This is a genomic window from Bacillus sp. 491mf (assembly GCF_900112415.1).
GTDB lineage: Bacteria > Bacillota > Bacilli > Bacillales > Bacillaceae_G > Bacillus_A.
Map to the genome: position 1 here is coordinate 34,747 of NZ_FOLV01000023.1, position 23,389 is coordinate 58,135.

The 23,389-nt window shown below is 33.1% G+C and carries 25 protein-coding genes and 1 pseudogene; 23 read left to right on the forward strand and 3 right to left on the reverse strand.

Annotated elements, in window-relative coordinates; translation table 11 throughout:
- From BM211_RS17815 to BM211_RS17850, 8 genes are read left to right on the forward strand one after another with little or no spacing between them, the layout of a single operon-like run.
- Window positions 1-720, forward strand: a complete 720-nt coding sequence (locus BM211_RS17815; protein WP_256217136.1) for a hypothetical protein — start codon at window positions 1-3, stop codon at window positions 718-720.
- 32 nt (window positions 721-752) lie between these two features.
- Window positions 753-2,675, forward strand: coding sequence for a VirB4 family type IV secretion system protein (locus BM211_RS17820; RefSeq protein ID WP_256217137.1), 1,923 nt, complete (start codon window positions 753-755; stop codon window positions 2,673-2,675).
- Window positions 2,675-3,754, forward strand: a complete 1,080-nt coding sequence (locus BM211_RS17825; RefSeq protein ID WP_090998820.1) for a bifunctional lytic transglycosylase/C40 family peptidase — start codon at window positions 2,675-2,677, stop codon at window positions 3,752-3,754. Before BM211_RS17820 ends, BM211_RS17825 begins: the two co-directional genes overlap by 1 nt.
- 37 nt (window positions 3,755-3,791) lie before the next feature.
- Window positions 3,792-4,358 carry a hypothetical protein gene (locus tag BM211_RS17830; RefSeq protein ID WP_090998823.1) on the forward strand — a complete coding sequence of 189 codons (567 nt, stop codon included), beginning with the start codon at window positions 3,792-3,794 and terminating at the stop codon, window positions 4,356-4,358.
- Window positions 4,359-4,360: 2 nt separating this feature from the next.
- Entirely contained in the window at window positions 4,361-5,047 is a 687-nt protein-coding gene (locus BM211_RS17835; RefSeq protein ID WP_090998825.1) for a hypothetical protein, read from the forward strand.
- Window positions 5,048-5,061: 14 nt separating this feature from the next.
- Window positions 5,062-6,033, forward strand: a complete 972-nt coding sequence (locus BM211_RS17840) for a conjugal transfer protein TrbL family protein (RefSeq protein ID WP_090998827.1) — start codon at window positions 5,062-5,064, stop codon at window positions 6,031-6,033.
- Between the two features lies 1 nt (window position 6,034).
- Window positions 6,035-7,345 carry a type VII secretion protein EssB/YukC gene (locus BM211_RS17845; RefSeq protein ID WP_090998829.1) on the forward strand — a complete coding sequence of 437 codons (1,311 nt, stop codon included), beginning with the start codon at window positions 6,035-6,037 and terminating at the stop codon, window positions 7,343-7,345.
- On the forward strand, window positions 7,345-9,915 hold the full coding sequence (locus BM211_RS17850; protein ID WP_090998830.1) for a VirD4-like conjugal transfer protein, CD1115 family: 2,571 nt from the start codon (window positions 7,345-7,347) through the stop codon (window positions 9,913-9,915). Before BM211_RS17845 ends, BM211_RS17850 begins: the two co-directional genes overlap by 1 nt.
- A 186-nt stretch (window positions 9,916-10,101) precedes the next feature.
- Here the strand turns inward: BM211_RS17850 and BM211_RS17855 are convergent, their stop codons facing one another.
- Window positions 10,102-10,272: a ribbon-helix-helix domain-containing protein gene (locus BM211_RS17855; protein WP_090998832.1), complete on the reverse strand. Its 171-nt coding sequence runs from the start codon at window positions 10,270-10,272 to the stop codon at window positions 10,102-10,104.
- 141 nt (window positions 10,273-10,413) lie between these two features.
- Between BM211_RS17855 and BM211_RS17860 the strand changes: the two genes are divergently transcribed.
- The 9 genes from BM211_RS17860 (at window position 10,414) to BM211_RS17900 (ending at window position 16,754) form a co-directional block, all read left to right on the forward strand.
- Entirely contained in the window at window positions 10,414-10,941 is a 528-nt protein-coding gene (locus BM211_RS17860; RefSeq protein ID WP_090998834.1) for a hypothetical protein, read from the forward strand.
- A 33-nt stretch (window positions 10,942-10,974) separates the two neighbouring features.
- The gene (locus tag BM211_RS17865; protein ID WP_090998836.1) at window positions 10,975-13,182 is read left to right on the forward strand and encodes a type IA DNA topoisomerase; all 2,208 of its coding nucleotides are present in this window, start codon (window positions 10,975-10,977) and stop codon (window positions 13,180-13,182) included.
- 61 nt (window positions 13,183-13,243) lie between these two features.
- Entirely contained in the window at window positions 13,244-13,684 is a 441-nt protein-coding gene (locus BM211_RS17870) for a hypothetical protein (protein WP_090998838.1), read from the forward strand.
- Between the two features lie 145 nt (window positions 13,685-13,829).
- Window positions 13,830-14,279, forward strand: a complete 450-nt coding sequence (gene ssb, locus BM211_RS17875; RefSeq protein WP_090998840.1) for a single-stranded DNA-binding protein — start codon at window positions 13,830-13,832, stop codon at window positions 14,277-14,279.
- A 105-nt stretch (window positions 14,280-14,384) separates the two neighbouring features.
- Window positions 14,385-14,663 (forward strand): AbrB/MazE/SpoVT family DNA-binding domain-containing protein, encoded by a 279-nt coding sequence (locus BM211_RS17880; protein WP_090998842.1) that lies wholly within the window; start codon window positions 14,385-14,387, stop codon window positions 14,661-14,663.
- A 62-nt stretch (window positions 14,664-14,725) separates the two neighbouring features.
- The gene (locus BM211_RS17885) at window positions 14,726-15,064 is read left to right on the forward strand and encodes a hypothetical protein (protein WP_090998843.1); all 339 of its coding nucleotides are present in this window, start codon (window positions 14,726-14,728) and stop codon (window positions 15,062-15,064) included.
- 190 nt (window positions 15,065-15,254) lie between these two features.
- The gene (locus BM211_RS17890; protein WP_090998845.1) at window positions 15,255-15,932 is read left to right on the forward strand and encodes an LPD29 domain-containing protein; all 678 of its coding nucleotides are present in this window, start codon (window positions 15,255-15,257) and stop codon (window positions 15,930-15,932) included.
- Window positions 15,933-16,006: 74 nt separating this feature from the next.
- Window positions 16,007-16,249: a hypothetical protein gene (locus BM211_RS17895; RefSeq protein WP_090998847.1), complete on the forward strand. Its 243-nt coding sequence runs from the start codon at window positions 16,007-16,009 to the stop codon at window positions 16,247-16,249.
- 256 nt (window positions 16,250-16,505) lie between these two features.
- Window positions 16,506-16,754 carry a helix-turn-helix domain-containing protein gene (locus BM211_RS17900; RefSeq protein WP_090998849.1) on the forward strand — a complete coding sequence of 83 codons (249 nt, stop codon included), beginning with the start codon at window positions 16,506-16,508 and terminating at the stop codon, window positions 16,752-16,754.
- Window positions 16,755-17,666: 912 nt separating this feature from the next.
- Here the strand turns inward: BM211_RS17900 and BM211_RS17910 are convergent.
- Complete coding sequence (locus BM211_RS17910) at window positions 17,667-17,978, reverse strand: hypothetical protein (RefSeq protein WP_090998851.1); 312 nt, start codon at window positions 17,976-17,978, stop codon at window positions 17,667-17,669.
- A gap of 983 nt (window positions 17,979-18,961) precedes the next feature.
- On the opposite strand from BM211_RS17910, the gene BM211_RS17915 reads away from it, so the two are divergent.
- From BM211_RS17915 to BM211_RS17945, 5 genes are all read left to right on the forward strand, one after another.
- On the forward strand, window positions 18,962-19,426 hold the full coding sequence (locus BM211_RS17915; RefSeq protein ID WP_090998853.1) for a restriction endonuclease: 465 nt from the start codon (window positions 18,962-18,964) through the stop codon (window positions 19,424-19,426).
- Window positions 19,419-19,907 carry a DUF4652 domain-containing protein gene (locus BM211_RS17920; RefSeq protein ID WP_256217138.1) on the forward strand — a complete coding sequence of 163 codons (489 nt, stop codon included), beginning with the start codon at window positions 19,419-19,421 and terminating at the stop codon, window positions 19,905-19,907. The genes BM211_RS17915 and BM211_RS17920 overlap by 8 nt, the downstream gene beginning before the upstream one ends.
- Window positions 19,908-20,376: 469 nt before the next feature.
- Window positions 20,377-21,033 (forward strand): hypothetical protein, encoded by a 657-nt coding sequence (locus BM211_RS17930; RefSeq protein ID WP_090998858.1) that lies wholly within the window; start codon window positions 20,377-20,379, stop codon window positions 21,031-21,033.
- Between the two features lie 60 nt (window positions 21,034-21,093).
- A complete protein-coding gene (locus BM211_RS17935) occupies window positions 21,094-21,372 on the forward strand; it encodes a hypothetical protein (protein ID WP_090998860.1) in 279 nt (92 codons plus the stop codon).
- Window positions 21,373-21,747: 375 nt separating this feature from the next.
- Window positions 21,748-22,452 carry a hypothetical protein gene (locus tag BM211_RS17945; RefSeq protein ID WP_090998861.1) on the forward strand — a complete coding sequence of 235 codons (705 nt, stop codon included), beginning with the start codon at window positions 21,748-21,750 and terminating at the stop codon, window positions 22,450-22,452.
- Between the two features lie 92 nt (window positions 22,453-22,544).
- Here the strand turns inward: BM211_RS17945 and BM211_RS27220 are convergent, their stop codons facing one another.
- The gene (locus BM211_RS27220; protein ID WP_256217139.1) at window positions 22,545-22,667 is read right to left on the reverse strand and encodes a hypothetical protein; all 123 of its coding nucleotides are present in this window, start codon (window positions 22,665-22,667) and stop codon (window positions 22,545-22,547) included.
- Window positions 22,668-23,294: 627 nt separating this feature from the next.
- Between BM211_RS27220 and BM211_RS27225 the strand changes: the two are divergent.
- A pseudogene (locus tag BM211_RS27225) lies at window positions 23,295-23,389 on the forward strand (recombinase family protein); the annotation flags it as partial.

Here is a 23,389-nt window from a genome sequence, read left to right on the forward strand (position 1 = left end):
ATGCTGAAGTTTTTACAAAATGCTTTAATTAATCGCCAGAAAAATAAAGAGCAGGAGAAAGAATTAAGCGCACAAGAAATGCTTGTTGTAGAAGATATAAAAGATAATGTGATGATAACCAAAGATAAGAAGTTAGTAATGGTGTTTTGGGTAAGTGCAATCAATTTAGACTTAATGTCAAATGATGAACAAATTTATGTATTCGAGTCATTTGAAGCCTTTCTTGCAGGGCAAGAAGAAGGGTTTCAAATTGAAAATATAGCACAACCTGTAAATTTACGGAATTACACTCATTTTTTAGCTGATAGACATGATAATGAGTGCAATCAATTCAAAAAGCGTTTATTAGCAAGTTATGCATTATTTGCAAATGAGCAGCAAGTTGTAAAAGATGTCATCAAGAAAGAACATTATGTAATCATCGATCAGAAAATTGAAGGTAATGACGAAATTGCTTATCAAGAAGCTTTACAAGAACTTCGACAGAGAGGAAAAGAAATGCAGGATCAAATTATTTCAATGTTGGGGCAAGATATGAATTTGGAATGCTATATGTTGTCAAATGGCCAACTACTTGCTTTGTTACAAATATTCTACAACTATATTGAATCGGTTCATGATGCTTTACATGATGTGGAGGTTCCTCAAATTATTCGTTGGAAGGATCCAGAAGAAAATCGTGTAGAAGAGCATACAAGTAATGATTATAAAGCTGTATAAAATAAGGGAAAATTGAGAGGAGGGTGATACAAATGTTGAGATTGTTGGGGAAAAGGAAAGAAAAAGTAACACAAGAAATTTTTGAAGAAAAAGAATTAATAACATTTAAAGACTTACTTGCTCCTGATGTTATTGAAGAAAAAGAAGAATATGTGCAACTTGGAGGAAACTATACAAAAACAATAGGGATTTATGACTATCCTAAACATGTTTTTGGAAATTGGCTTTCGCAGCTTAGAAGATTCAAAGGTAACTTATCTATTTCGGTCCATATAGAAAGAAAACCTAGTGAGGATATGCTTAAGCATTTAAATAGTGCTATTCCTGAATTAGGTTCTCGTGAAGTAAATGCAGATCAAAGGACGAAGCGTGAATCTAAATTAGAAAAGAAGAATGCTGAGCTTCTTTTAGATAAATTAATTGAAAGTGATCGAGATGAAGTATTTGCTGTGCATATGTACCTTCACATACAGGCACAGAGTATGAAACAACTTGATAAATTAAATGAGCAAGTTATGCGTGTTGTGCGAAGAGCAAAACTAAAAGGCACAGAGATTAGGCATCGTTCACTGGAAGCTTTTCACTCTACTTTACCAATTCGACAAAATCAAGTACCTGAGGTCACAAGACGTGATATGGATGCTGAAGCATTATCTAGTTTGTTTCCGTTTGATGATTCTGAAATTTTTATGCAGTCTGAAACGGCCATCATTAAAGGAATTAATATTACCACAGGTAGTTTGGTTATTGTAGATCATTTCAAACTACTGAATCATAACGAGTTTATCGCAGGTTTTAGTGGTACAGGAAAAACAACAACGCTTGTATCGGACATTCTTCGGCATTGGATTATGGGGATTATAAATTACATTATCGATCCAGAAGGTGAGCTTACTCCAATTGTAAAAAAACTAGGCGGTACAGTTATTAAACTTTCAAATATGTCTAAAACCGTTATTAATCCATTAGAAATTTTAAATGCTGAGATTACAGATACAGAAGGGTTTGATGATGAGGGAGAAGTGGAAACATTTATGGCTTCATTGCTAGCCCAGAAAATTCAAAGATTGAAACTTTTATTCCGAACAGTAAAGAAAGGCTTATCTCAAGTAGAGGAAGCGTTAATAGAAAAAATATTGCTAAAAACCTATGAAAATTGTTCGGCTAACATTACACATGAAACAGATTTTAGAAACTTAAAATCAACGGATTTTCCGACCTTTACAGACATGATGAAAGAAATAGAAGGATTGCCATCGGAGGAAGCACATATATTACGCGACTTCAAATTAATTTTTGAAACATATGTGACTGGTTCAAATTCAAACTTATTCAATGGACATACAAATGTGGATTTAACAAATGATTTAATTTCTTTTGATTTAAAACATCTTGAGGATGGTTCCGATTTGAAGAGAACGGCAATGTACAACGTTATTACATTCTTGTGGGATGAAATAACAAGGGATAAAACAAGGTTGAAACGTTTAACAATTGATGAGTGTCATGTAGTAGCAGATCCAGATGAACCTCTTTTAATGAAATTCATTTATCAAATTTATAAAAGGATACGAAAATATAAAGGTGGTGCAACCGTAGCAACGCAGCAAATTGAAGACTATCTAAGTGCAAGTGATGGAAAAAGAAACTACGGTGCAGCCATCATTGAAAACTCATATACAAAGTTTATTTTAGGCTTAGAAGAACGTGGATTGCAAGACCTAGTTACAAAAGGTGGTATTCAATTATCAGCAAAAGAATTAGATATTTTACGAAGAAAGATTCGTTGTAAAGGTATTTATTGCATTGGAACCAAACGAGTCCATATGGAAGTAGTACAAACGCAAGAAGAAGTGCGGCTGTTTGATGCAAGCCGATATGAAAAAACGTTTGGAAGAAATGCGAAGGAGATTCCAGTTTATGATATTCAAGAATTGAAACGTGGTGTTAGTTAATGAGTGCGGTCACAACTATACGTGTAGGAGGATTTCTTGCGCGGAACTGGAAAAAAATCGTGGCTGTTATTCTTGGGTTCTTTGGAATTGTGTTCTTTGTCATTGCGGGCTTTGGTGGACAACAAAGCCCATCTCTCCCTTTTAGTGGGGATGGGAAAGGTGGAAGGGCTAATGTATCCCCTGAGGTAAGAAAATGGGAGCCAGTGGTGCGGCAATATGCGGAAGAGTTTGGAATAGCTGATTATATTGAATTAATGCTTGCTCAAATGGATGCTGAATCAGGAGGACGAGGGCTAGACCCAATGCAATCGTCTGAGGGGCCATTCAACACAAAATACTGTAAGCAAATGAATTGTATTACAGATCCGATTTATTCCATTTGGGCAGGTGTTCAAGAATTTAGGGAAGCTCTAATAAAAGCAAAAGGCGATGCTAAATTAGCACTTCAGGGGTACAATTTCGGGTCAGATTTTATCAACTATGTTTTTGGGAATGGTGGTGTATATAGTCAGGATTTAGCTATTGCATATTCCAGAAGCAAAAGTACAGGACAATATAGTTGCCAAGGAAGAGATCCAAATAATTATAGGACCAAAGTAGGAGCATGCTATGGCGATTTTAAGTATGTTGAAAAAATCTTTGCGAAAATGACATTTGATCCCGCGAATCAAGGAAATGGCGGTCTTGCAGGAACTGGTGGTCAAATATTTGATGTGAATCAAGTGTATAACAGTATGGCTCAATATCTAGGTCAGAAATATGTTTGGGGAGGAGCTACTCCGCCAGGTTTTGATTGTAGCGGCCTTATGCAGTGGAATTTTAGGCAGGCTGGGATTATCCTTCCAAGGACAGCCGAGGAACAATATTATGCTACAGCCCGTGTAAATCCAGAACAACTATTACCAGGGGATTTAGTTTTCTTTTCAGGAACTTATGTTGGAAAAACGGTAACACATGTTGGTATGTACATTGGAAATGGAAAAATGATTAACTCTAATGATTCAGGTGTGAAAATTGATGACGTGTTTTCGACTTACTGGGCAAAACATTACTATGGTGGAGGACGGATTACTCGGTAAGAAATATACGAATCAGTAAAAAAGGAGAAAAGTTTCAATGAATATATTCAAAAATGTCTTAATCGTGGTTTTGCTGATTTCAACTGGAATATTGGGTTATACAAACTTTAAAACTTCAAATCAATTGAAACAGCAAAATGCGAAAGTTGCTAATTTGAGTAATATGGTGTTAACGAAAGGAATTAATGATACATCTCTTAAAAATGTGAATGAGGGACGAAAAGCGTTAGATGGGTTTGTAACCGCAGCCTTTGAATATTCTTCAGTAAAGGATGATCGCTATGAGAGGGCAAAAGAATTTGCAACGGATAATGGAATCAAATCAATGAATCCTTCTAGTACTAAAGAAGGGTTTCCAACTTTACCAAAAGATATTTTGTATGAATCAAAAGTTAAAAGTAAGCAAATTTATTTTACGCCAAGTGAGGATGGGAAAACTGGAAACGGTTTGATTATATTTGATAATGAAATGAAAATAAATAACCAAAGTTCCTCTTCAAAAATCTTTTTAGAATGTAAACTAGTATTTGACACGAAACAACATAAGTATCTGGTTGATGAAACAAGTGTTGTTTCTCAAACGTCATCATACAAGGAGGAATAAAAGTGAAAATCAAAAAATCAACATTATTTTTATGGGGAACAGTAGGGGTTTTAATCTTAGCGATTGGAATCATCATGCTATTTGGAAAAGAAGATAAACCATCAAAAGTAACGCAAGCAAATCAATCTAAAACTTCACAGCAAATTACTCACCAAGAAAAACCTTCTACACAACAACCACAAGCAAAAGAACAAGACCCAAAACAACAAGATTCAAATACAAAAGACCTTGAAGTAGGAAATGTCAAAAAAGATGGTATTACAAGTAATGAAAATGAAGATGTAGAACAAGTTAAAAAACTTGCACTAGATTTTTTTCATCAATTCAATGAAAAAAATGTTGCAGGAATAGAAGCTGAAAAAGTTCAAAATGATTTGTATGAAAAAATTAAACAAATGTTTTCAAAAGATTCACTTGAAAAATATTCAGCGCAAGAAATTGCTAAATATTACGAAAAAAACAATTTATATTCTTTTTTAGGGAAAGGTGAAAATTCTCTAGTTGATTTTAAATTAAAAGAGGTTTCTATAGAATTGGTCGATTATGTAAAAGACGCAAAGATGTACAGGGTTGCTGTAATTATCACGACTAAGCAAGTCAAAGGTTATACAGCATTAGGAATTATGAAAGAAGGGCAGGAATACAAAATTGTTTATGCACCAGATGTTCGATTTGATCTAATTAAATAAGAGGAGGAGTTAAAATGCCAAATCCAGGTGACGTTATTAATGGTGCGATTGATAAAGTAAAGGATGCAGCTAATGTAATTTTAAATCCCATTGATACAGCTACAAATGTGATAAAAGGTGCAGCAACCAAAAGTTTCACTGAATTACTGACAGATATTACAAAAGGTGCTGGAGAATCTGTTTTAAAATGGATTAATTGGTTTTTACTAGATCCACAGACATATCAAAATCCTACTGTAGATACTGTTGTTGATTTCTTTAAATGGTTAGCAGTTATGTTAGCTATTGCGTTTATGATATATCATGTCCTTCAAGCAATGCTTCTTGTAAATATCACAGGTGATCGAACTTATGCAAAAGAAAAGGTGGCATCACTTATTCAAGCAATGGTATTAATAGCAATTCTTCCATGGGTGATTGAAAAGTTATTACAGCTTTGTGAGGGGATTTGTAAATACTTTACCAACAAAGGGATTGATTTTGAACATAGTGCGATAGGTAAATGGCTAACAACAGGCTCGCCTGACTCAGAATTGGCTAAAATCATGGGGTTAAATCCACAAAGTGCAGTTGCATTTATCGCAATATTCTCACTAGCATTTGTAATCTTATTTCTTGTAATCGCATTTCAAGCTTTGAAACGAATGGGGGAATTCGCGTTCTTAGTTGCAACGTCTCCAATTGCAGCAATTAGTTTAGTAAACAATGAAATGAATGCATTTCCTGTGTGGTGGCGTGAAATGCTTGCAGTGATATTTACACAAGTGGTGCAAGTTGTACTTCTATATCTAATTGTAAATTGTTTCGCTACTTTGCAATTAAAATTTATAGCACTTGGTATGGGATTGTGTTTAGTTCTTATTTCGGGACCAACATATTTAAGACAATTCTTATATAGTACGGGTTCAGGTAAAGCAATGGTTGGTGCAATAGGATCGATGGGGAAAGTTGCAACAGCGAAATTCATTTTAAGAGGGGGACGTTAAAATGGCAAAATCACAAATGTTTTTAGAGGGAACAATTGAATTTGAGGGAAGAGATGCGACATACCGCATCCCTTCTCTGATGACAAAAATTGAACAAGTCGCTGAACTCGCTCGTATAAAGACTGAAAAGTCCTTATTTTTTCATTGTAAAGAAATTGAAATGGATAATCAATATATCACCTTTAAATATCATGTTGATGAAGGATTCGTTCCATTTATGCGAACAAGAAAGTTAGGTCCATTACCTAAACTTGCATTAGTTGAACAATTATTAGAGGTTCAAGGTTTAGAAAATAGTGAGTTTATTACTTTTGTAGTGCCAGAGAATCTATATGTTTCACCATCACAAGAAATTAAGTTTTTGTACCAAGGAATATCGGGCTTAATGAACCCAATGCATGAACAACACCTGTACTTTTATCATACAAAGTGCTTGATTGCATATTTGTACACAAAATATTCTTTTCAGGAAATTAAGCAACAGGGGTTTGGTAAGGTGTTTGAGGAAGCCTCAGATTTCCTTACATGTGTCTTAGAAGCTAAATCATACAATGACATTCAAATTGCTGTTACACGCGAACGTGAAAGACTACAAGAGTCTTATGTAGAGAAAATTGAAAAGAAACATTCGGAAAGTGCATTAAAAAAGAAGTGGATTACAATAGGAGCAACATCTTTATGCGCAGCCGGAATCTTTTTCGGAAGTTTTCAATTAGGATCAATGCTTCAAAAACCAAATGTTGCAAAGGCAGAACAGCAGTTAGATCAGACAGAGCACTTACTATCATTGTATAGATATCAATACAAGCATGAATATAAAAAAGTAATTCAATCACTTTCTAAAGCAAAAAATATGAGCAAAGAAGAAAAAGATTTATTATATCAGGCTTATATGGGAGCAAAAGATTACCAAAAAGCAATGCAATTAACTTCAGCTCCTGAAGTGCTTGAAGAACTTATCAAAAATAAAAATACAGATGCGATTGCAAAATTAGATTCTAAAGAGCCAGCGGTTCAATTTGAACAGGCGAACTTAAAAAAAGATGCAGATAAGGTTATTACATTACAGAAAAACGTAAAGATGGATGGAAGACGATTAGGTATGGTTGCATATGCGTATTTTATGAAAGGAGATCTTGGGAAAGCATTTGAGCTCGGAAAACAAGCAAAAAACAAAGATGTAATGATTGCTGTGAAAAATAAAGATATTGAAAAAATCAATAATGATGGTGGGAAATCACCAGAACAGAAAGCAGCAGAAATTGCACCAATACAAGCTGACATTGAAAAAATTAAGAAAGGAGAAATTTGATGGCTAGGCATATTACTGTAGTTCTTTTAATCAGTTTTTTGTTATTCCTTGTAGATGCGTGTTTAGCGGTAATATTTGCACTAGTTCCTACTACCATTCATGATCCACAAAATTGGTTGGTACATTTAACAGAGCTAATACAACATCCTATTAATTTAGCGCAAATAGCATGGAAGCAGATGCCTTTTAAGGCGGCACAAGGCCTTGTACTTTTATTAGGAATCTATATCTTTTTTAAAGCTAGAAGTGGAAATGATGGAGAATTTAAGATATCTGATAAAAAGACTATGGGTTCCGCGAAATGGGCTACAGTAAGTGAGATTTTTAATATCAGATATTTTTCGAAGAAGATGAAAAAGAAAATTTTCATGGATGATTTGAATCGTTCGTTTACATTAAAAAAACAAGTAGATGAACATAAAAAGTTGATTCAACAAGGCGAAGTTAAGCCGGATATGAACATTGTAAAAAAGATAAAAGAGAGAGCATTAGAGTTTCAACAAACTGAAAATTTTTTAATTAATCGTATTCAAGAAGAAGCAAATGAACTACCTTATGAAGAAAGAAAAGATTTTATTGAACGTCAATTTGGACAATTAGCAAAACGGTATTTATATTATGAGAAAAATGGTGAAATTAATCGTATTGCTTTACGTGATGTAGACGAGAATACTCTTGAAGAATATATTCCTCTTTCTCCTGATTATCTTCGTGAGTATTCTAGCATGGTTTTTGAAGAATTTACGGATAGAATGGGGAATGTTATCGCGCATTTTCATGATTCACCTGTTATTCAACATCGAAATAGTAAGTTAGGTAATACTAACTCCTTTATCATAGGTGCTTCAGGTTCATATAAGACACAAAGTATTGTGTACACTAACGTAATTCATGAGATACAAGCAAGTATTTTTTGTACAGATCCAAAAGGTGAAGTGTTTGAAAATACATCGGTTATTAAAGAGAAACAAGGTTATGAAGTGAAAGTTATTAACTTTATAGATATGTTGATTTCTAATTGCTACAACCCATTAGACTATGTTCGAAAAGAAGCGGACGCAACTATTGTTGCAAACAAAATGGTAGAGAGTAAAAACAATCCTGAGAAGAAAGACATTTGGTATAACTCACAAGTCGCTTTACTAAGAGCTTTAATCTTATATGTAGTGAATGATTTACATCCTTTAAAGCGCAATGTGGAAGGGATTATAGATGTACTAAGGCAGTTTGAATCTAAGATTTTAGAAGGAGAAGATGAAGCGGAACTTGATCGTTTATTTTTGAATCTTCCTTATGAGCATCCAGCAAGGATAGCTTATGAAATGGGTTACAAAAAATCTGAAGATAAAGTACGTTCAGGCATTATTATTTCTCTTTTGACAACTCTCGCAGACTTTACAAGTGAAGCGGTTCGCAGGTTTACAAGAAGAAGTGATTTCTTTTTAGGGGACTTAGGAAGAAAGAAAATGATTTTGTATTTAATTATTGATCCATTAGATAGTACTTGGGATAGTTTAATAAATTTATTTGTTTCACAATTACATTCGGAATTGTATCGTGTTGGGGATGAAAATGGTTCAAAATTGTATGTTCCTTTTAAAGAAATACTTGATGAAGCGGCTAACTTAGGAAAGCTCCCAAATTATAATCGATTTTTAAGTACTTGTCGTGGTTATGGTATTTCTTCGATGCCGATTATTCAGGATTTATCACAATTTGAAGACCTTTATGGAAAAAATGGATTACGTTCAATTTTGGGAGTATGTTCTACCAAAGTAATATTAAAGGCTTCGGAGTTGGAAACGGCTGAGTATATATCTCGAACATTAGGTGATACAACTGTTGAAAATGAATCGAGGTCAACAAACTCAGGTGGCCATGGTACAACGAGTAGTGTATCTATTCAAAATGTAAAAAGAAGACTTATTGATCCAAACGAGATTAAAGGATTAGCAGAAAATGAAGTCTTAGTAATTACTGATAATACAGCTCCTTTTAAGGGAACAAAGGCATTTCAATTTGAGCTATATAAAGATGGGGCAGGAGAACTCATTAAGGACAAACGTTACTTTAGAAAACGTGAATTGTTTCCAATCAAACAAGACTTTGAATCAAAAGCCACCTTAGAAGCTAAAATACGAGAATTTGAACAGTTACAAGTTCAAAAAGAAGCAAGTTTACAACAAAAGAATGAGCAAGTAATAGAAGAAAATAAACAACAAGAAATTGAAAACGAAAAGAAAATTACCAAAGAAGAACAGCAGTTAGCAGTTGTTGAAAAGGCTCGTACATTAATTCCTGAAATGGCCAAAAAATTTGAAAAGGCGGAAAGAAATCCATTAAATGATAGTGATTCAGAGATTTCTTCAGAAAAAGAAGTAGTACATTCTTCTTTAGAAGAGAAAAAACAAGCTGAAGTAAAAGAAATTAAAGCATCAATGGGTAACAAGTTAGACGACATTCTGAAAAAAGCGGCTGTTGGTGAAGTTGCAGCAAATGCTGTAGATGAGGAATATGAAGATCTTGAAGAATTTGAGGAAGCAATGGGTACTTTAACATTTGAAGATTAAGAATGAATAAAGAGGGAGAGAACAAAGTGAATCATATACTATTTGCTTTATGCATGTTCCTGATTGCTTTAGCAATCAATATGACTTGGATATGGGGTATTAAAATTTGTAAGTCAATCAAATTATATAAAGATATAAATAAAACGAAAGGGAAAAATTGCGTCGAAACTAAATGAACCCTACTTATTACTTTTCTGTAGGGTTCCCGTACTTCTTTAATAAGTCACTAACAGCTTCATCTAACAGCTTTGACTTGGGAATACGAGTTTCTTTTGCCAGTTTATCTAGGGAATCCCATAAATCTTTTTCAATAGCGTTAGACAAGGGTTTTCGGTTTTTAAGGCCTCTGTTTTCCATTGTAATCACCTCTTTAATGTAATTATATAAATTAAATTAATTGCTTTCAACTACTTGTAACTACATGTAGTTAAGTGTATAATCTCCTTAAGGTAATACTTGGTAAAAACCAATACAAAATGAAAGGAAGTTTGATATATCGTGAATTGTCCTTACTGTGCAACGCAAGTAAAAATCGATGAAGATGGTGTCGCACAAGAAGCATGTACATTTTGCGGTGCCTTAATTCGTGATGAAAAATCGGGTATATTACAAATTTGTCAAAACGGAGAGCGATATGAGTTTAAGAAAATGCAGCAACATATTTTTTTAGAACATATAGATCAACCAGTTAATGACTTAAAACAATATCACACTTTTGATTTGTATTTGTTGTTAAAAGAAGTGAGAGAAGCGCGGTGTCAAACATTTACAGGGCTAAGGATATTAAATAAAGCTTTGGATGATGATGCGCAATTTAAAGATACAGCCGATGAAGTAGGAAATGATTATGAATATTACACAAGAAAAGCCTGGGTTATTGAAAATATTCTCTTAGAACGTCAAGGATTCTTTCCAGAAAGAATAACAGATCGAGTTCTCCAATATGTGTGGGAGCAAATTAAAAAATCGAAGAAGAAGCCAATGAAAATTTCAAAAATAAAACGTAAAGAGAAAGCTTGTTTTTAATAAAAGAGTTTATGTTAGAAGGGATGAAAAAGTATGATTGCAATTTTGTGTGAAAAAGCGGATCAAGGAAGAACATATGGTGCTTGCTATGAGCATGAAGATAAAAAAAACTACATTGAGATTCAACCATGTGAAACATTCCCTGAAGGAGCTGTGATTGTTTGGGCAAGTGGTCACTTATGTGAATTAAAAACACCTGAGATGTATCACGATGCATGGGCGCAATGGAAACTAGACACACTTCCTATGATTCCGGAACGGTTTGAATATAAAATAGTTGAAAATAAAACATCATATTTTAATGTTGCTAAAGAAAAATTACGAGCAGCCAATGAGATTATTATTGCGACAGATTCAGGGGATGAAGGGGAATTGATTGCTCGCTTAATTATTAAAATGGCTGGAGCCAATAATAAACCACTAAAGCGGTTCTGGTGTTCTTCAATGGCTCAGGATGCAATCCGAGATGCATTTGAAAATTTACGAGATGCAAAGGAAACAGAAAGTTATTATTATGCCGCACAAGCTCGTTCTTACAGTGATTGGTTGGTGGGGATGAATACATCTAGGGCATATTCAATCCTCTTTAGAGACAAATTCGGATTGAAACAAACGTATTCTAGCGGACGGGTTCAGACACCAGTTTTGTATCTTATAAATCAACGTGAAGAAGAAATTCAAAACTTCCGGCCTAGAACATTTTATCAAATTGTAGGTTGGTTTGTGGCAGACGGTATCAAATATGGAGGGCTGTTACTTCAAAATGAAGATACTAAAATATTAGATTATCTAAAGGCTAAAGCCCTATTTGAGGAATGTAAGCCCATAAAAAAAGCAACCATTCAAAGTATTGAAAGTGAAGAAAAGAAGAAAAATCCACCGAAACTCCATAGTTTATCTACACTCCAAGCGAAATTAAACCGTAAATATAAATTTTCACCTGAGAAAGTACTAGAATTAGCACAAAGCTTGTATTTAAAAGGCGTTATCAGTTATCCAAGAACTAGCAGTCAATATTTAACTGAAGCTGAAGCCTTTGAACTACCTGAAGTATTATCTAATTTAGAAGAATTAGAGCCATATGCAGAATTGCTTAGAAATAGATCCAAAGATTACATCGAAGATGATAAAAAATACACAAATGATGAAAAAGTTGAAGATCATTACGCACTAATTCCTACGAAAAATGTACCAGATTTAGCTAGTTTGTCAGAACAAGAAAGAAAAGTGTATGACGAAATTGTTCGTAGTGTAATTGCAGTACATTATGATGTACATGTTTTTACAGAAACTACAATCCTTACAAACTTAGGCACACATACATTCATTGCCCAGGGGCGGCAAGTACTTGATGAAGGTTGGCAAGTCGTTTGGAAAAATCCTAATTCTAAAGAAAAAGAAGAAGATCAAAAAATTCAAAAACTCCCTATAGTTCAAAATGATCAAAGTATCGATGTAGAAAAGGTTTCTTTCCAAAAGGGGAAAACAAAACCACCTAAAGTATATACAGAAGGGCAACTTATTACCCTGATGAAAACAGCCGGAAAGTTTGTAGAAGATCCAGAAGTAGATACAGATTTTAATGGCGTTGGCACTGAAGCAACGCGTGCTGGAATTATAAAAACCCTGAAAGATCGCGAGTACATTTTAATTCGAGATAACAAAGTATCTGTAACAGAAAAAGGGAAAATGTTGATAGAAGCGGTAAGGGGAACTTCTCTTGCAAGCGTTGAAATGACAGCGAAATGGGAAATGTTATTATCAAAAATCCGAAATTCAAAAGGGAAAGCCGCAGCCATGTCACATGCATTCGTTGAAAAGGCAAAAGAAATGACAACGTTTCTTGTAGAAAAAGCAATTAATGAGTGCGATACATGGAATGTTAAAAAATTAGCTGAAGAGGTAAAGGATAATGCTATTCATGCAATTGGTAAGTGTCCAATGTGCAAAGAGAATGTAGTGGAAAGAGAAAAAATATATGGCTGTTCTGGATATAAAAAAGATGATCCAAATAGTTGTAAATTTACAATACCGAAAGAATTTTTAGGAAAAAAAATTAGTGTCGCTAATGCGCAAAAATTATTAGAAAAGAAGAAAAGTAACTTAATTAAGGGATTTATTAGCAAAAACCAGAAAGAGTTTGAAGCATATTTGAAATTAGTCAGTGGCGGGAAATTAGAATTCGAATTTCCACAGTCTAAGAAGCAAAAGCCAAAAAAAGTAGGTAGTAAATCAAAGTAAAGAAGAAAAGCCCTTTAGAGGGCTTTTCCATAAAATAAATTAGAAAATAGGGGGAATAGAAATGGGAAAATATACAATTGAAGAAACGGTTTACTATGAAAATATTGATTTAAATGTTGAAGTGGCGAGATTTAAAGGAACTGAACAAAAAGCATTTGATTTTGCTAAAAACATGAATGTACAAGTGCTGTTACATGAAAATCATTTGGAAATTGTGATAAATGGTCAATCGTATACACTTCAAAACTTGGATCGTAAGAGATATCAATTTAGAATTTGTACGAAAAATATTAAACCTATTCCACTTAGCGAGATAGAAAAGATGACTAGTCATGAAAAATTAGCATTATTACAAAATGAATCGTACCAAGTAACAGAGGAAGACTTTAAAAATGTAAATTGGAATTTTACTGAAGCGTATAAACTTTTAAAAGAAGCATATCCACATAAGAAAGTTTTCATATTTGATTCCTTGTCTTACTCAGTTAATATTGCTTCATAATTAGCGATTTATTACCAATTATTTCATGAGTTTCGAAGTCTTTTTTTAACATCCTATGCTAGCTTCATTTCAAGAAGATGTAAATGAAAAGTTGTCAATTTTCCAAGGAAGTGCAGTGTATTAATAAGAATAAAGGGGGATGTGAATTTTGAACCGTACAATTTTAGTTGGTCGTCTCACAAAAGATCCTGATTTGCGTTTTACACCAAATGGTGTCGCTGTTGCAACATTTACACTTGCTGTGAATAGAACTTATGGAGAAAAAGAAGCAGACTTCATTTCTATTGTTGTTTGGCGCAAGCAAGCTGAAAATGTAGCAAATTATTTAAAAAAAGGTAGTTTGGCTGGCGTGGACGGCCGCATTCAAACTCGGAATTATGAGGGGCAAGATGGAAAACGAGTATATGTAACAGAAGTAATTGCAGAATATGTACAATTCTTAGAACCTAAAAATTCCCAATTAGAGAAACGACAGCAGCCATTTAATAACGAATATGCTCATGTTGGGGCAGGAAATACGGATATGAAAAAGGGTGAGCCATTTTCAAATGTAGGGAACCCAATTGATATAAATGATAATGATTTACCATTTTAATTTGACAATCCAGATAACTTTTCTGCACAAAATACAGCTTATTTCACACAAGAAATTATATTAAAATAAACATTGTTAAATAAGATAATTAAAAGGTGGAATTGGATGAAAGCTACAGGAATGACGAGAAAAGTAGATGAATTAGGTCGGGTTGTACTCCCAATTGAGTTAAGACGTACCTTAGGGATAGCAGAAAAGGACCCAATTGAAATTTTTGTGGAAGATGAAAAGATTGTTTTAAAGAAGTATAAAGCTCATCAAACGTGTATGATAACAGGTGATGTTTCAGAAAAGAATTTTTCTTTAGGTAATGGAAAGGTTGTTCTTAGTCCAGAGGGAGCCGAACTCTTAGCGAAAGAATTACGACAATATCTCGTTAAATAAAAGGGCTTAACAGAATAATTGGTTGAAAGTTTGTGAAAATCATAAATAAGGGGGATAGGAAAATGTTGAAATTGAATCATTGGTATGAAGCGGTAAAAAAAGAGGAACTTTTGAAAGTTATGAAAAAGTATCCAATGTTTCCTTTTCTAATCGATGCAGAAGGTGAAGATGAATCGAGTTATTTCCGTTGGAATCCTAAACGTAATTCAATTGAAAAGGATATTAAAATGCCTAATATTTGGGAAATAAGTGAACTTCATATAGGTTTAGATGATAATTGTGATGAAATAGAGATTGTTTCATATTGTGTTTATCCGCACTTAGTAATTAATCTTTTAGCTCAAGATAATAGTTGTGTTACAGTTCATAATTTTGATTTTGAACTAAAGTCACACCTATGAATTTCACAATCAATCAATTATTCCGATTACCCAATAAAAGATTATTAAGTACAGACGCTACTTATAAAGTAGGGTCTTTTTTTTGTCGAAAAGAAATTGAAAATAATAACAAAAAAGACTTGTAAGTCTTAATTATCCATGAGATAATAGACTTGTAAGGATAACTGATAACGAAAGGGGAAACGAAATTATGGAAAAAATTCATGAAAGTGCTGTCGAAACAGCTAAAAAAATTAGAAGGGAGTTAAAAAAAGCATTTCCAAGTGTTAAGTTTTCCGTAAGATCTAGTAGTTATAGTGGTGGCTCTTCAGTTGATGTTAACTGGCAAGATGGACCGATGCAAAAAGAAGTTGAAGCGATAATTGAGAGGTTCAATTCATCTTCTTATGATGGTATGCAAGACATGAAAGTAACAAGTGGCTATGAATATCAAGGAAAGATATATAATGGTGCTGATTATATATTTGCTAATCGAACATTATCTGAAGAATATAAAAAACAAATTCAAGCAGTTGCAATGGAGATGTTTGAAGACTTTCATATAAATGATTGGACATATCAGCAAAAAATGCTACAAGCGGAAGAACATATGAAAGGATTGGATAGTGATACTTCAGTGGAAATCAAGGAAGAGCCACAAGAAGAAATAAAGCTTGCTGAAGTTGTGAATTTTCATCAAAGAAAAAAAGAAAAAGAAATAAATAAGCTAACTTCAGAGCAAAAATTTAAGCTTCTTGCAATGCAGGTAATGTGTAATATATCTGAAGAAGATTTGGAAGGGATTTTTGAAAGGGGATTGTCAGTAGACCAACTATTCACAGGAGTAGCAAATAGGTACTTTAAAAACCAAAAAGCCATCCGCAGCTAAACAGATGACTTGTAGAAGGGAATCTGATCCATTCCCTTCTCCTATTATATCACAAATAAGGGAGAGAAAAATACATGGGATATAAGATAACAAAAGATAACATTCACACTTCACCAGAAGAGAAAAAATGGTCGGAAGTGGATTATAAGCAAGGAATGCATCGTTTTCGTGTTCTTGATGATGATAAGAATGTATATTTCAGTGGTGTAAGTGATGATGATTCAGATTTTTCACCTTTAGATGATTATCAATATGTTTATGGTTGTACTGAAATTCAGTACAAAGATGAAAAAACAAATAAATACGTTACTTTATAAAAAACACGAATGTTAATGTATTTTATGTTGAATCATTAGAAAGGTGGAATATAAAATGAAAATCTATACATCTGAATGGCTTTCTCTTAGTAAAGAGATAAAGTTAAAACTGATCCGTTTAGCAATTTTAGAAACGAAAGAAAAATCAAACGCTCTTCGTTTATAAAATTTATAAAAGGGCTGTAATAGGTTTTAAACAGAGGGGATTATTATTGTCCCCTTTGTTTTCATATCACAACATAAAGGAGAATATCAAATGAAAGAAATTGAGAACTACATGACACCATCTGAAGCAGCATATAAATGGGGAGTTAAAAGAGATACTTTAAAAAATAAATATAGTCCGTCTATGCTAAATGAAAAACAGCAAGAAGAGTTACAACAAATGATCGATGAGGGATTAGTTAAATTCTTTCTACCTCCAACGGGTACAAGAAAAGAATGGATCATATCTAGAAAAGCAATGTTTAAGTGGTTTGGAGAGCCAAAAACTAAAATTGAATAAAATAATTACTCAAAATTTGTGTTTAGGAAAAAGCGAGTGTCCAGATTCGTTTGTAGAACGAGATAGAGGATAAGCTAATACAATTAGATTCAACTTGGCTAAGTGCTTATAAAAAAGAAAATAGAGCGTTATAAGTAATTTTAGTTAAATTTGTATGTAACGTAGTTCTTTTCATAAGAATAAATATAAAATTTCATATACCGCACTTATAATAAAAAACAATTTAACCGCATTTAGGGGTTTCCTTGCTTTTTGTTTGGAGTGCTGGCTCGTCGTGTGGGGACGAAACCCCACGTACTAAACGTATCAAAATTTTGAGTAAGAACTATTTTTGAACGAATGATCTAAGCGGTTCGGCTCGTATAATTGCTAGTCCAAGTCGAGAACCATTGCTTTGCTTTTTGTCCTTCGGCTTGGCGAAAAAAGCGTATCGAGCCGAAAAAAGTTTGGCAAGGATTGTTTTTTGCTGCAGTAACGAAGTGGAGCAGTAAAAAACAAAAGGTGGAGATTTTTTGTGTAGGTACGGAACAAAAAATACTACCTGTTCCTTGCGGAACTTTTAGCTTTTTCAGGTTAAGGGTTTTAAAGCCCACCCAACGCCCGCAGCTGTTAAAATAGAGCGTTGTTTTTTTATTCCTATTGGCCACAGTTGGATTTAAACCTATAAATTTGCGGTATATAATTATTGTGTATTTGTGGTACGTAATTTTTGTTGTATTTGTGGTACATAATTTTATTGTATTTATGGTATATAATTATTGTGTATTTCTGATACATATGATAACATAATACAAGTAGCTTTTTAAATTCTGTATACAGTTACTAATTTTTTAGAATTCTATTGTCACAAATAGAAAACCCCTTTCCCCGGCAAGGGAAAGAGGCGAATAAATGTAAAAGGTCGGCAAACCTTTAAGCATTTAGGTTTTCATCATCATTAAACCAATCATTGTACTTTTTCTGAAAAAGGGCGGCAACCCATTTGTAGGTTTTTTTCCATACCGGAAAAAAAATAAGTACAATAAGAGTTAAAACAATTGCTGTGAATCCAAGAGTTTGGTACTTTATTACTGGCCAAAATACTGGAATAGAAAAAGATGTTCCTGCATTAAGTAGTGGACAAAGCGCAAGATAAATAGAATATGCAGATGTACACATTAAACCAAGAAGCGTACCAATTAGCCACTTGATTGTTAGAAATGGTTTTAAAGTCGTTAAAATCATAGTACATTTTCCTTTCTTAAATTATTATTTGAATTGCACAAAACAATGCTTTGTAGTAAACAGTATACAAATACCACCTTTCTATAAGGATATCTATTTAAAACGGGATGTAGCCCGTGAATATTAAAGTGACACAAAAAAAGCCCGCATTAGGCTTTATTTTTTTGCCATAAATTAGTAAAATAAAAAATATGTACAACTCTCTCTTCGAGAGATTATACCATATTAATAGAATAATAGCAATGTATTTTCGATATTATTTTTGTTTTTTTTAAAAAAATCTACATAATACGAGTTTCCTCCCTTAAATAGCACTTTTTTTGGAAAATGATGAAGTTTTACGAAACCATCAAGGAGTAAATTGTGCACATATTTCAATACGCTAAAGGATGTTGGCGAGACCCCTTATATGAATATCAAACAGTTTTGATTCAAACACTTAACCCTTCTACCGCCCATTAGTACAAGTAAACAGTCGTATATTCTCATACAAGTGCTAAAAAATATCTCTCTTTAAGAAATCTAACTCCGCATCTTAAACTTAGCTGTAAATTTATAATATCATGCTTTTAGTGAAAATTTCACATGTCGTTTTTATAAAAAGATCTTTAATAGTTTGTAATACTTGGTATTACCCTATTAGGGGTCATATGACCGAAAAAAGAAAATTGTACGTTAAGGAATTTTCTTACATTTATAATCAGTAAATGAACTAACACAAAGATCATATCTACAGATCTGTTTTTCTTTTTTATTTTGATAAGTGTTATTGATAGCTTACAAACCCTTAATTATCAAGGAGGGGTACAGCCGAGATACGTGTAAAAATAAGTCACAACCTTACTTTTATTCCCAAGCTAATTAAGAATCATTTTTTTATCTATTATTTTTTATAAACCTCAACGTTATGCTTTCATCATTAATTTTTAAAATTCTATGAAATTACGGTATACTAACAATAAAAAGAACAGGAGACGGAGAATATGATTAATTGGGATTCAATTAATCCACGTCATTTCGAAAAGTTCATTTTCCATGTTTTAGGTAAAAAGGGTTTTCGAAACCGAGAGTGGTTTGGAAGAGGCGGCGGAGATAAAGGACGCGATGTTGTTGCAAAATATTATGTAGAATTACCTTTTAACCTGGGTTTTGAACAAACCTGGATATTCCAATGTAAACGTGAAAAACGTATGCCACAACAATCTGAAGTATTTAATGAAATTGTCAAGGCAAAACAGCACCATCCGGATGGTTGGGTATTGGTCACTCCACACAATCCTACATCAAACTTTTATGATTTTTTACATAGTCTCGAACAAAATATGGGGTTTAAATTAGTAGTATTTACCCTAGCAGAATTAGAAGAAATTGTACGAGATCATACAGAATTAAAATATGTCCTACTCCATGGACATTTACCAGAAGAAGGAGAGGAAGAGAATGTATAAATTAGAATATGATTATGATGATCGTATCATTTATAAAGTAGAAAATGAACACAAAGAAAAAATGGATTTTGAATATCCAAGTGAACCAATTGTATCTCCAAATGGACAGAATACGGTATTCATCGACCCATTAGAATGGGAAGCCTTAGGTTCTTTGTATATATTTAATAACATCATTGGCGAATTTACAACATTGATTCAACCCGAAGAAAATTTTATTCCAAAATTTGCAAAGTGGCTCGACCACGAAACACTTGGAGTAATCATTGGTTTTGGGTACGGAACCGTAGCAATCGGAGGCAATTTGTTTACATATAACTTAACAAGTAAAGAAAAAACGCAGATTACCTCATATGATTTTAATGTACAAATTACAAGCTTCGATATTTTAATGGAAAAGAGAGTTAAATGCAAAGGTATTAAATACACAGACGAAGCTTTAAACCAATTCATTGAATTTGAAGAAGTGATTCAATTATAAAAAGATGCCAAATGGCATCTTTTTATTTTCCATTCATTTTTTTAACTTCTTTTCTAATTGTACCAGGGGTATGGCAACCAAAAGCGAAATACGGGGCCATATGCAATAATTCCCCAAAAACATAACCAGATAGTGTAACAAAAAGGTAGCGATTTTATATTGCGACAAATTATTTTTGGTACAGTATTTAGTAACATAAATGATCGTTTTTGTTACATAATTGGAATCTCCTTGCATATGGCCCTGGAAAACCATTTTGGTTGCCATACCCCTACCAATTTTTTCATCACTTATTGGTGTAGGGGGTTTGCCAACCAAATGACATAAAACTTACGTTAATACATTTTTCAGAAGTTAAATCCTTAATGGAGGTTGCTGAAAAACGATTGTTATAAATTATAACAATCGTTGTTGTGATTTATAACAAAGTGTGTTATTTTTGTTATAAATCACAAAGGAGGAATTTTCCATGTCGAAGACAATAGGGCTACTTCTTAGTGCCTATCCTTATTTAGAGGATAAAATGAATGCTTATGATAATGTGTTTATGCACGATGAAGCGCTTCGCGCTTTAGAAACAGAAGAAGAAAGGACATTTTTAAGAATGCTTTGGTTTTTTAAAAGTCCAAAAGAAAATAGTTTTGATATAAATTTGTTATATCAACATTTAATTGGAGAAAAATTGGCGTTCGCATTAGATTTAATAGCTCATTACTTTCGAAATGATACGTATTTACTTCAAGGGTCAAGTCATAAGTTGATTTTGTCTAGTACGGAATATTTCAGTCAAAGTGAATTTGCAAGAGAATTAATCAGTGCAGGGTTGGACTACAACCAAGCTAAAGTAGCGACGTATAGAAAAAGAGGAAAGTTTGTTGAGGAAGATGTTATTATCTCTGGTGTTCCTTATTGGTCTAAAGGAACAGTAGAGAATTATATTGATTATTTAAGGTTATATAAAGATAGCGATTATAAGCCGTATGCGGATTATACAGTTGAAAAAACACCAGGATATATTAGTGGGAAAGAAAGGGGTTCTGTAGAATATAAAGTGAAGCCTAATGATAGTTTTACGATTGATACCCCTGTAGAATACGATGTGAATAAAAATAACAAGAAACAATGATGTGAGCTTATTCCCCTTTTCGGGGGATGGGTAAAGAAATTATACAAAGGGAGTGTAAAGATGCGTGAAGTGTATCCTGTAAAATATTACAGTACTGAAGGATTTGTTGAGCGAAAATTGGAAATCAATGAAGAAGATTTACAAAAAATTATTGAGGATTATTTGCAAAGAAATGCTGACTTTGATTTTGATGAAGTTGAAATTATCAATAATCGTCCAATGAATATATGGTTATATGCTAAATGTAGGACGTACGTAGATTCTGAAAATCCAGAACAAGATAAAACAGTATTTGAAGCAGACTTGGAGATTACAGGGGATTATGACGATAATCTTTAACGAATTTACCGAAAGAATTCTCCTTCCTCAAGTGTGTGAAGGACGATAGCCCAACGATAGGTGGGAGATGAATTTCGGTTTGGCTATGCCAAAATTTTTTTGATAAACTAGACATATGAAGTTCTTTGATAACTTGATATATGAGGTTGCAGGAAGAAAATAGAGTGTGAAAACCAAGCCATTCGGTTCCTGCGTAAAATATCAACCGTACCAAAAGAGCGTCCAAATGTTGGACATCTAGGGTTGGAACAACCCGAAGTAACGCTCAGGGAGACGAAAGATTTCTTTTGTCGTGGAACTGAGAAGCTCCCACTCCAAGCTTTGCTAAGTGGTGAGTAGTTCACATTGATACAATGGTTCTTATAGGAGGAAATCATGTACGAATTAACAATAGGACTAAAATATGACGAACCTTTAGATTTGCATCATAAATACAGATATGATTTTGTAGGGATTGATTATCAAAATAATTATATTCATGGATGCATTTTTGTTTTTCGAACAATTAAAAAAGGTAAAGGGACAGGTAACGTATTAATTGATTTAGTTCACAACTCTAATATCAACGCTCTTAAAGCCCATATTCACGGCGATTGCCACTTTCATATGTTTCAATACAGAATGTCTATACATAACGAACCAATTAAGATTACAGATAATATTTCTTTAGAGAAGGTAAAAAATACAACAAACGATGAATATTATGCTCTTATAAAAGAACAAAAATACAAGTTGATTAATGGTGTTCCTGCAATTGATCCAGAGCACAAACACTTCCCAGAGGTTAAATACCTGTTATTTACAGAATATCATCAATCAATTGCAAATATGGATATTCTTGAACTAGCCCCAATATTCAAGTTACAAGAAGAGCATATTTGGCATAACAATAGGTACTCGAATTATAATGATACTTCTAAATTGGATGTAGATGATAATAACCTAAATTCTTCTATAAAGTGGAGTCAAGTAAAAGAAATTATCCAAAACAAACGAAACCATTTTGAAAAACAAAGCGAAGAAAAGACCAATCAAATCTTTGAACTAAAAAATTCATCCAGATATCGTCCGATTGAATAATAGTTCGTTTTGATAAGACAAGCGCAAACACCAAATTAATCCCCCTTTAAAAGAAATCAAGAATAGAGACTGACGATGTCAGCCTCTATTTGTTAGCTCTTAAATAAGTCGATAATCGGTTTAAGGAAATTGATTGAGAAAGAGAACGTGATTTCTTTCTCGTTACGTGGATTTTTACCCTCTTCTTGTAATGCTTTGTACTTAAATTTGAACATGCATTTTCCCCCTTAAAATTTTTTCGTTAGTTAATATCAAAATTTCATCAATAATCCTTTTGCGATTTTGAAAAATTTTTGATCTACTTATAGAGCCTTCTATCGTTCATTAATACAAGTGCTTGTATGTATTTTTACGATGTAATTCCTTATACAAAACTTGCAATTGAACTATTCGTTTTAAAAGGTTCTACTAGGTATTGCTACTTGAAACGTTTACTTCGTCGGAAATATGTCATTTTTGTAGGATTAGTTTTTAGAAAAAAGGTCTTCTTACTATTCGTTATAACAAAAAAATGAACAACGACACACGAAGCAAATAAAAATCTTTCACTACTTATAATTCATTTCACATGTATTATCACTTTCACTTATACTTTCACTTTCACACAAATAGGGAAGATATCTATCTCCTTCAAAAGGTACACCTTTTGGTTCGTTTTTCATTACTACGTATTCAAAGACGTAGAGAACACTTGATATATCTATAAAAGTATACCTTTACAGATAAATAGAAACCTATGAAAAACCACGTCCGTAAATATTTATTTCTTGTTTTACAGACATCTGTATATTCTATATACCTTTATAGACATAATTGGTATAATTATCAATGAGGTGTAGCATATGAAACATAAAAAATTTGGATATGTACGAGTTTCAAGTAAAGATCAAAACGAAGAACGACAAATTCAGAATATGAAGAATTTAGGGATAGAAGA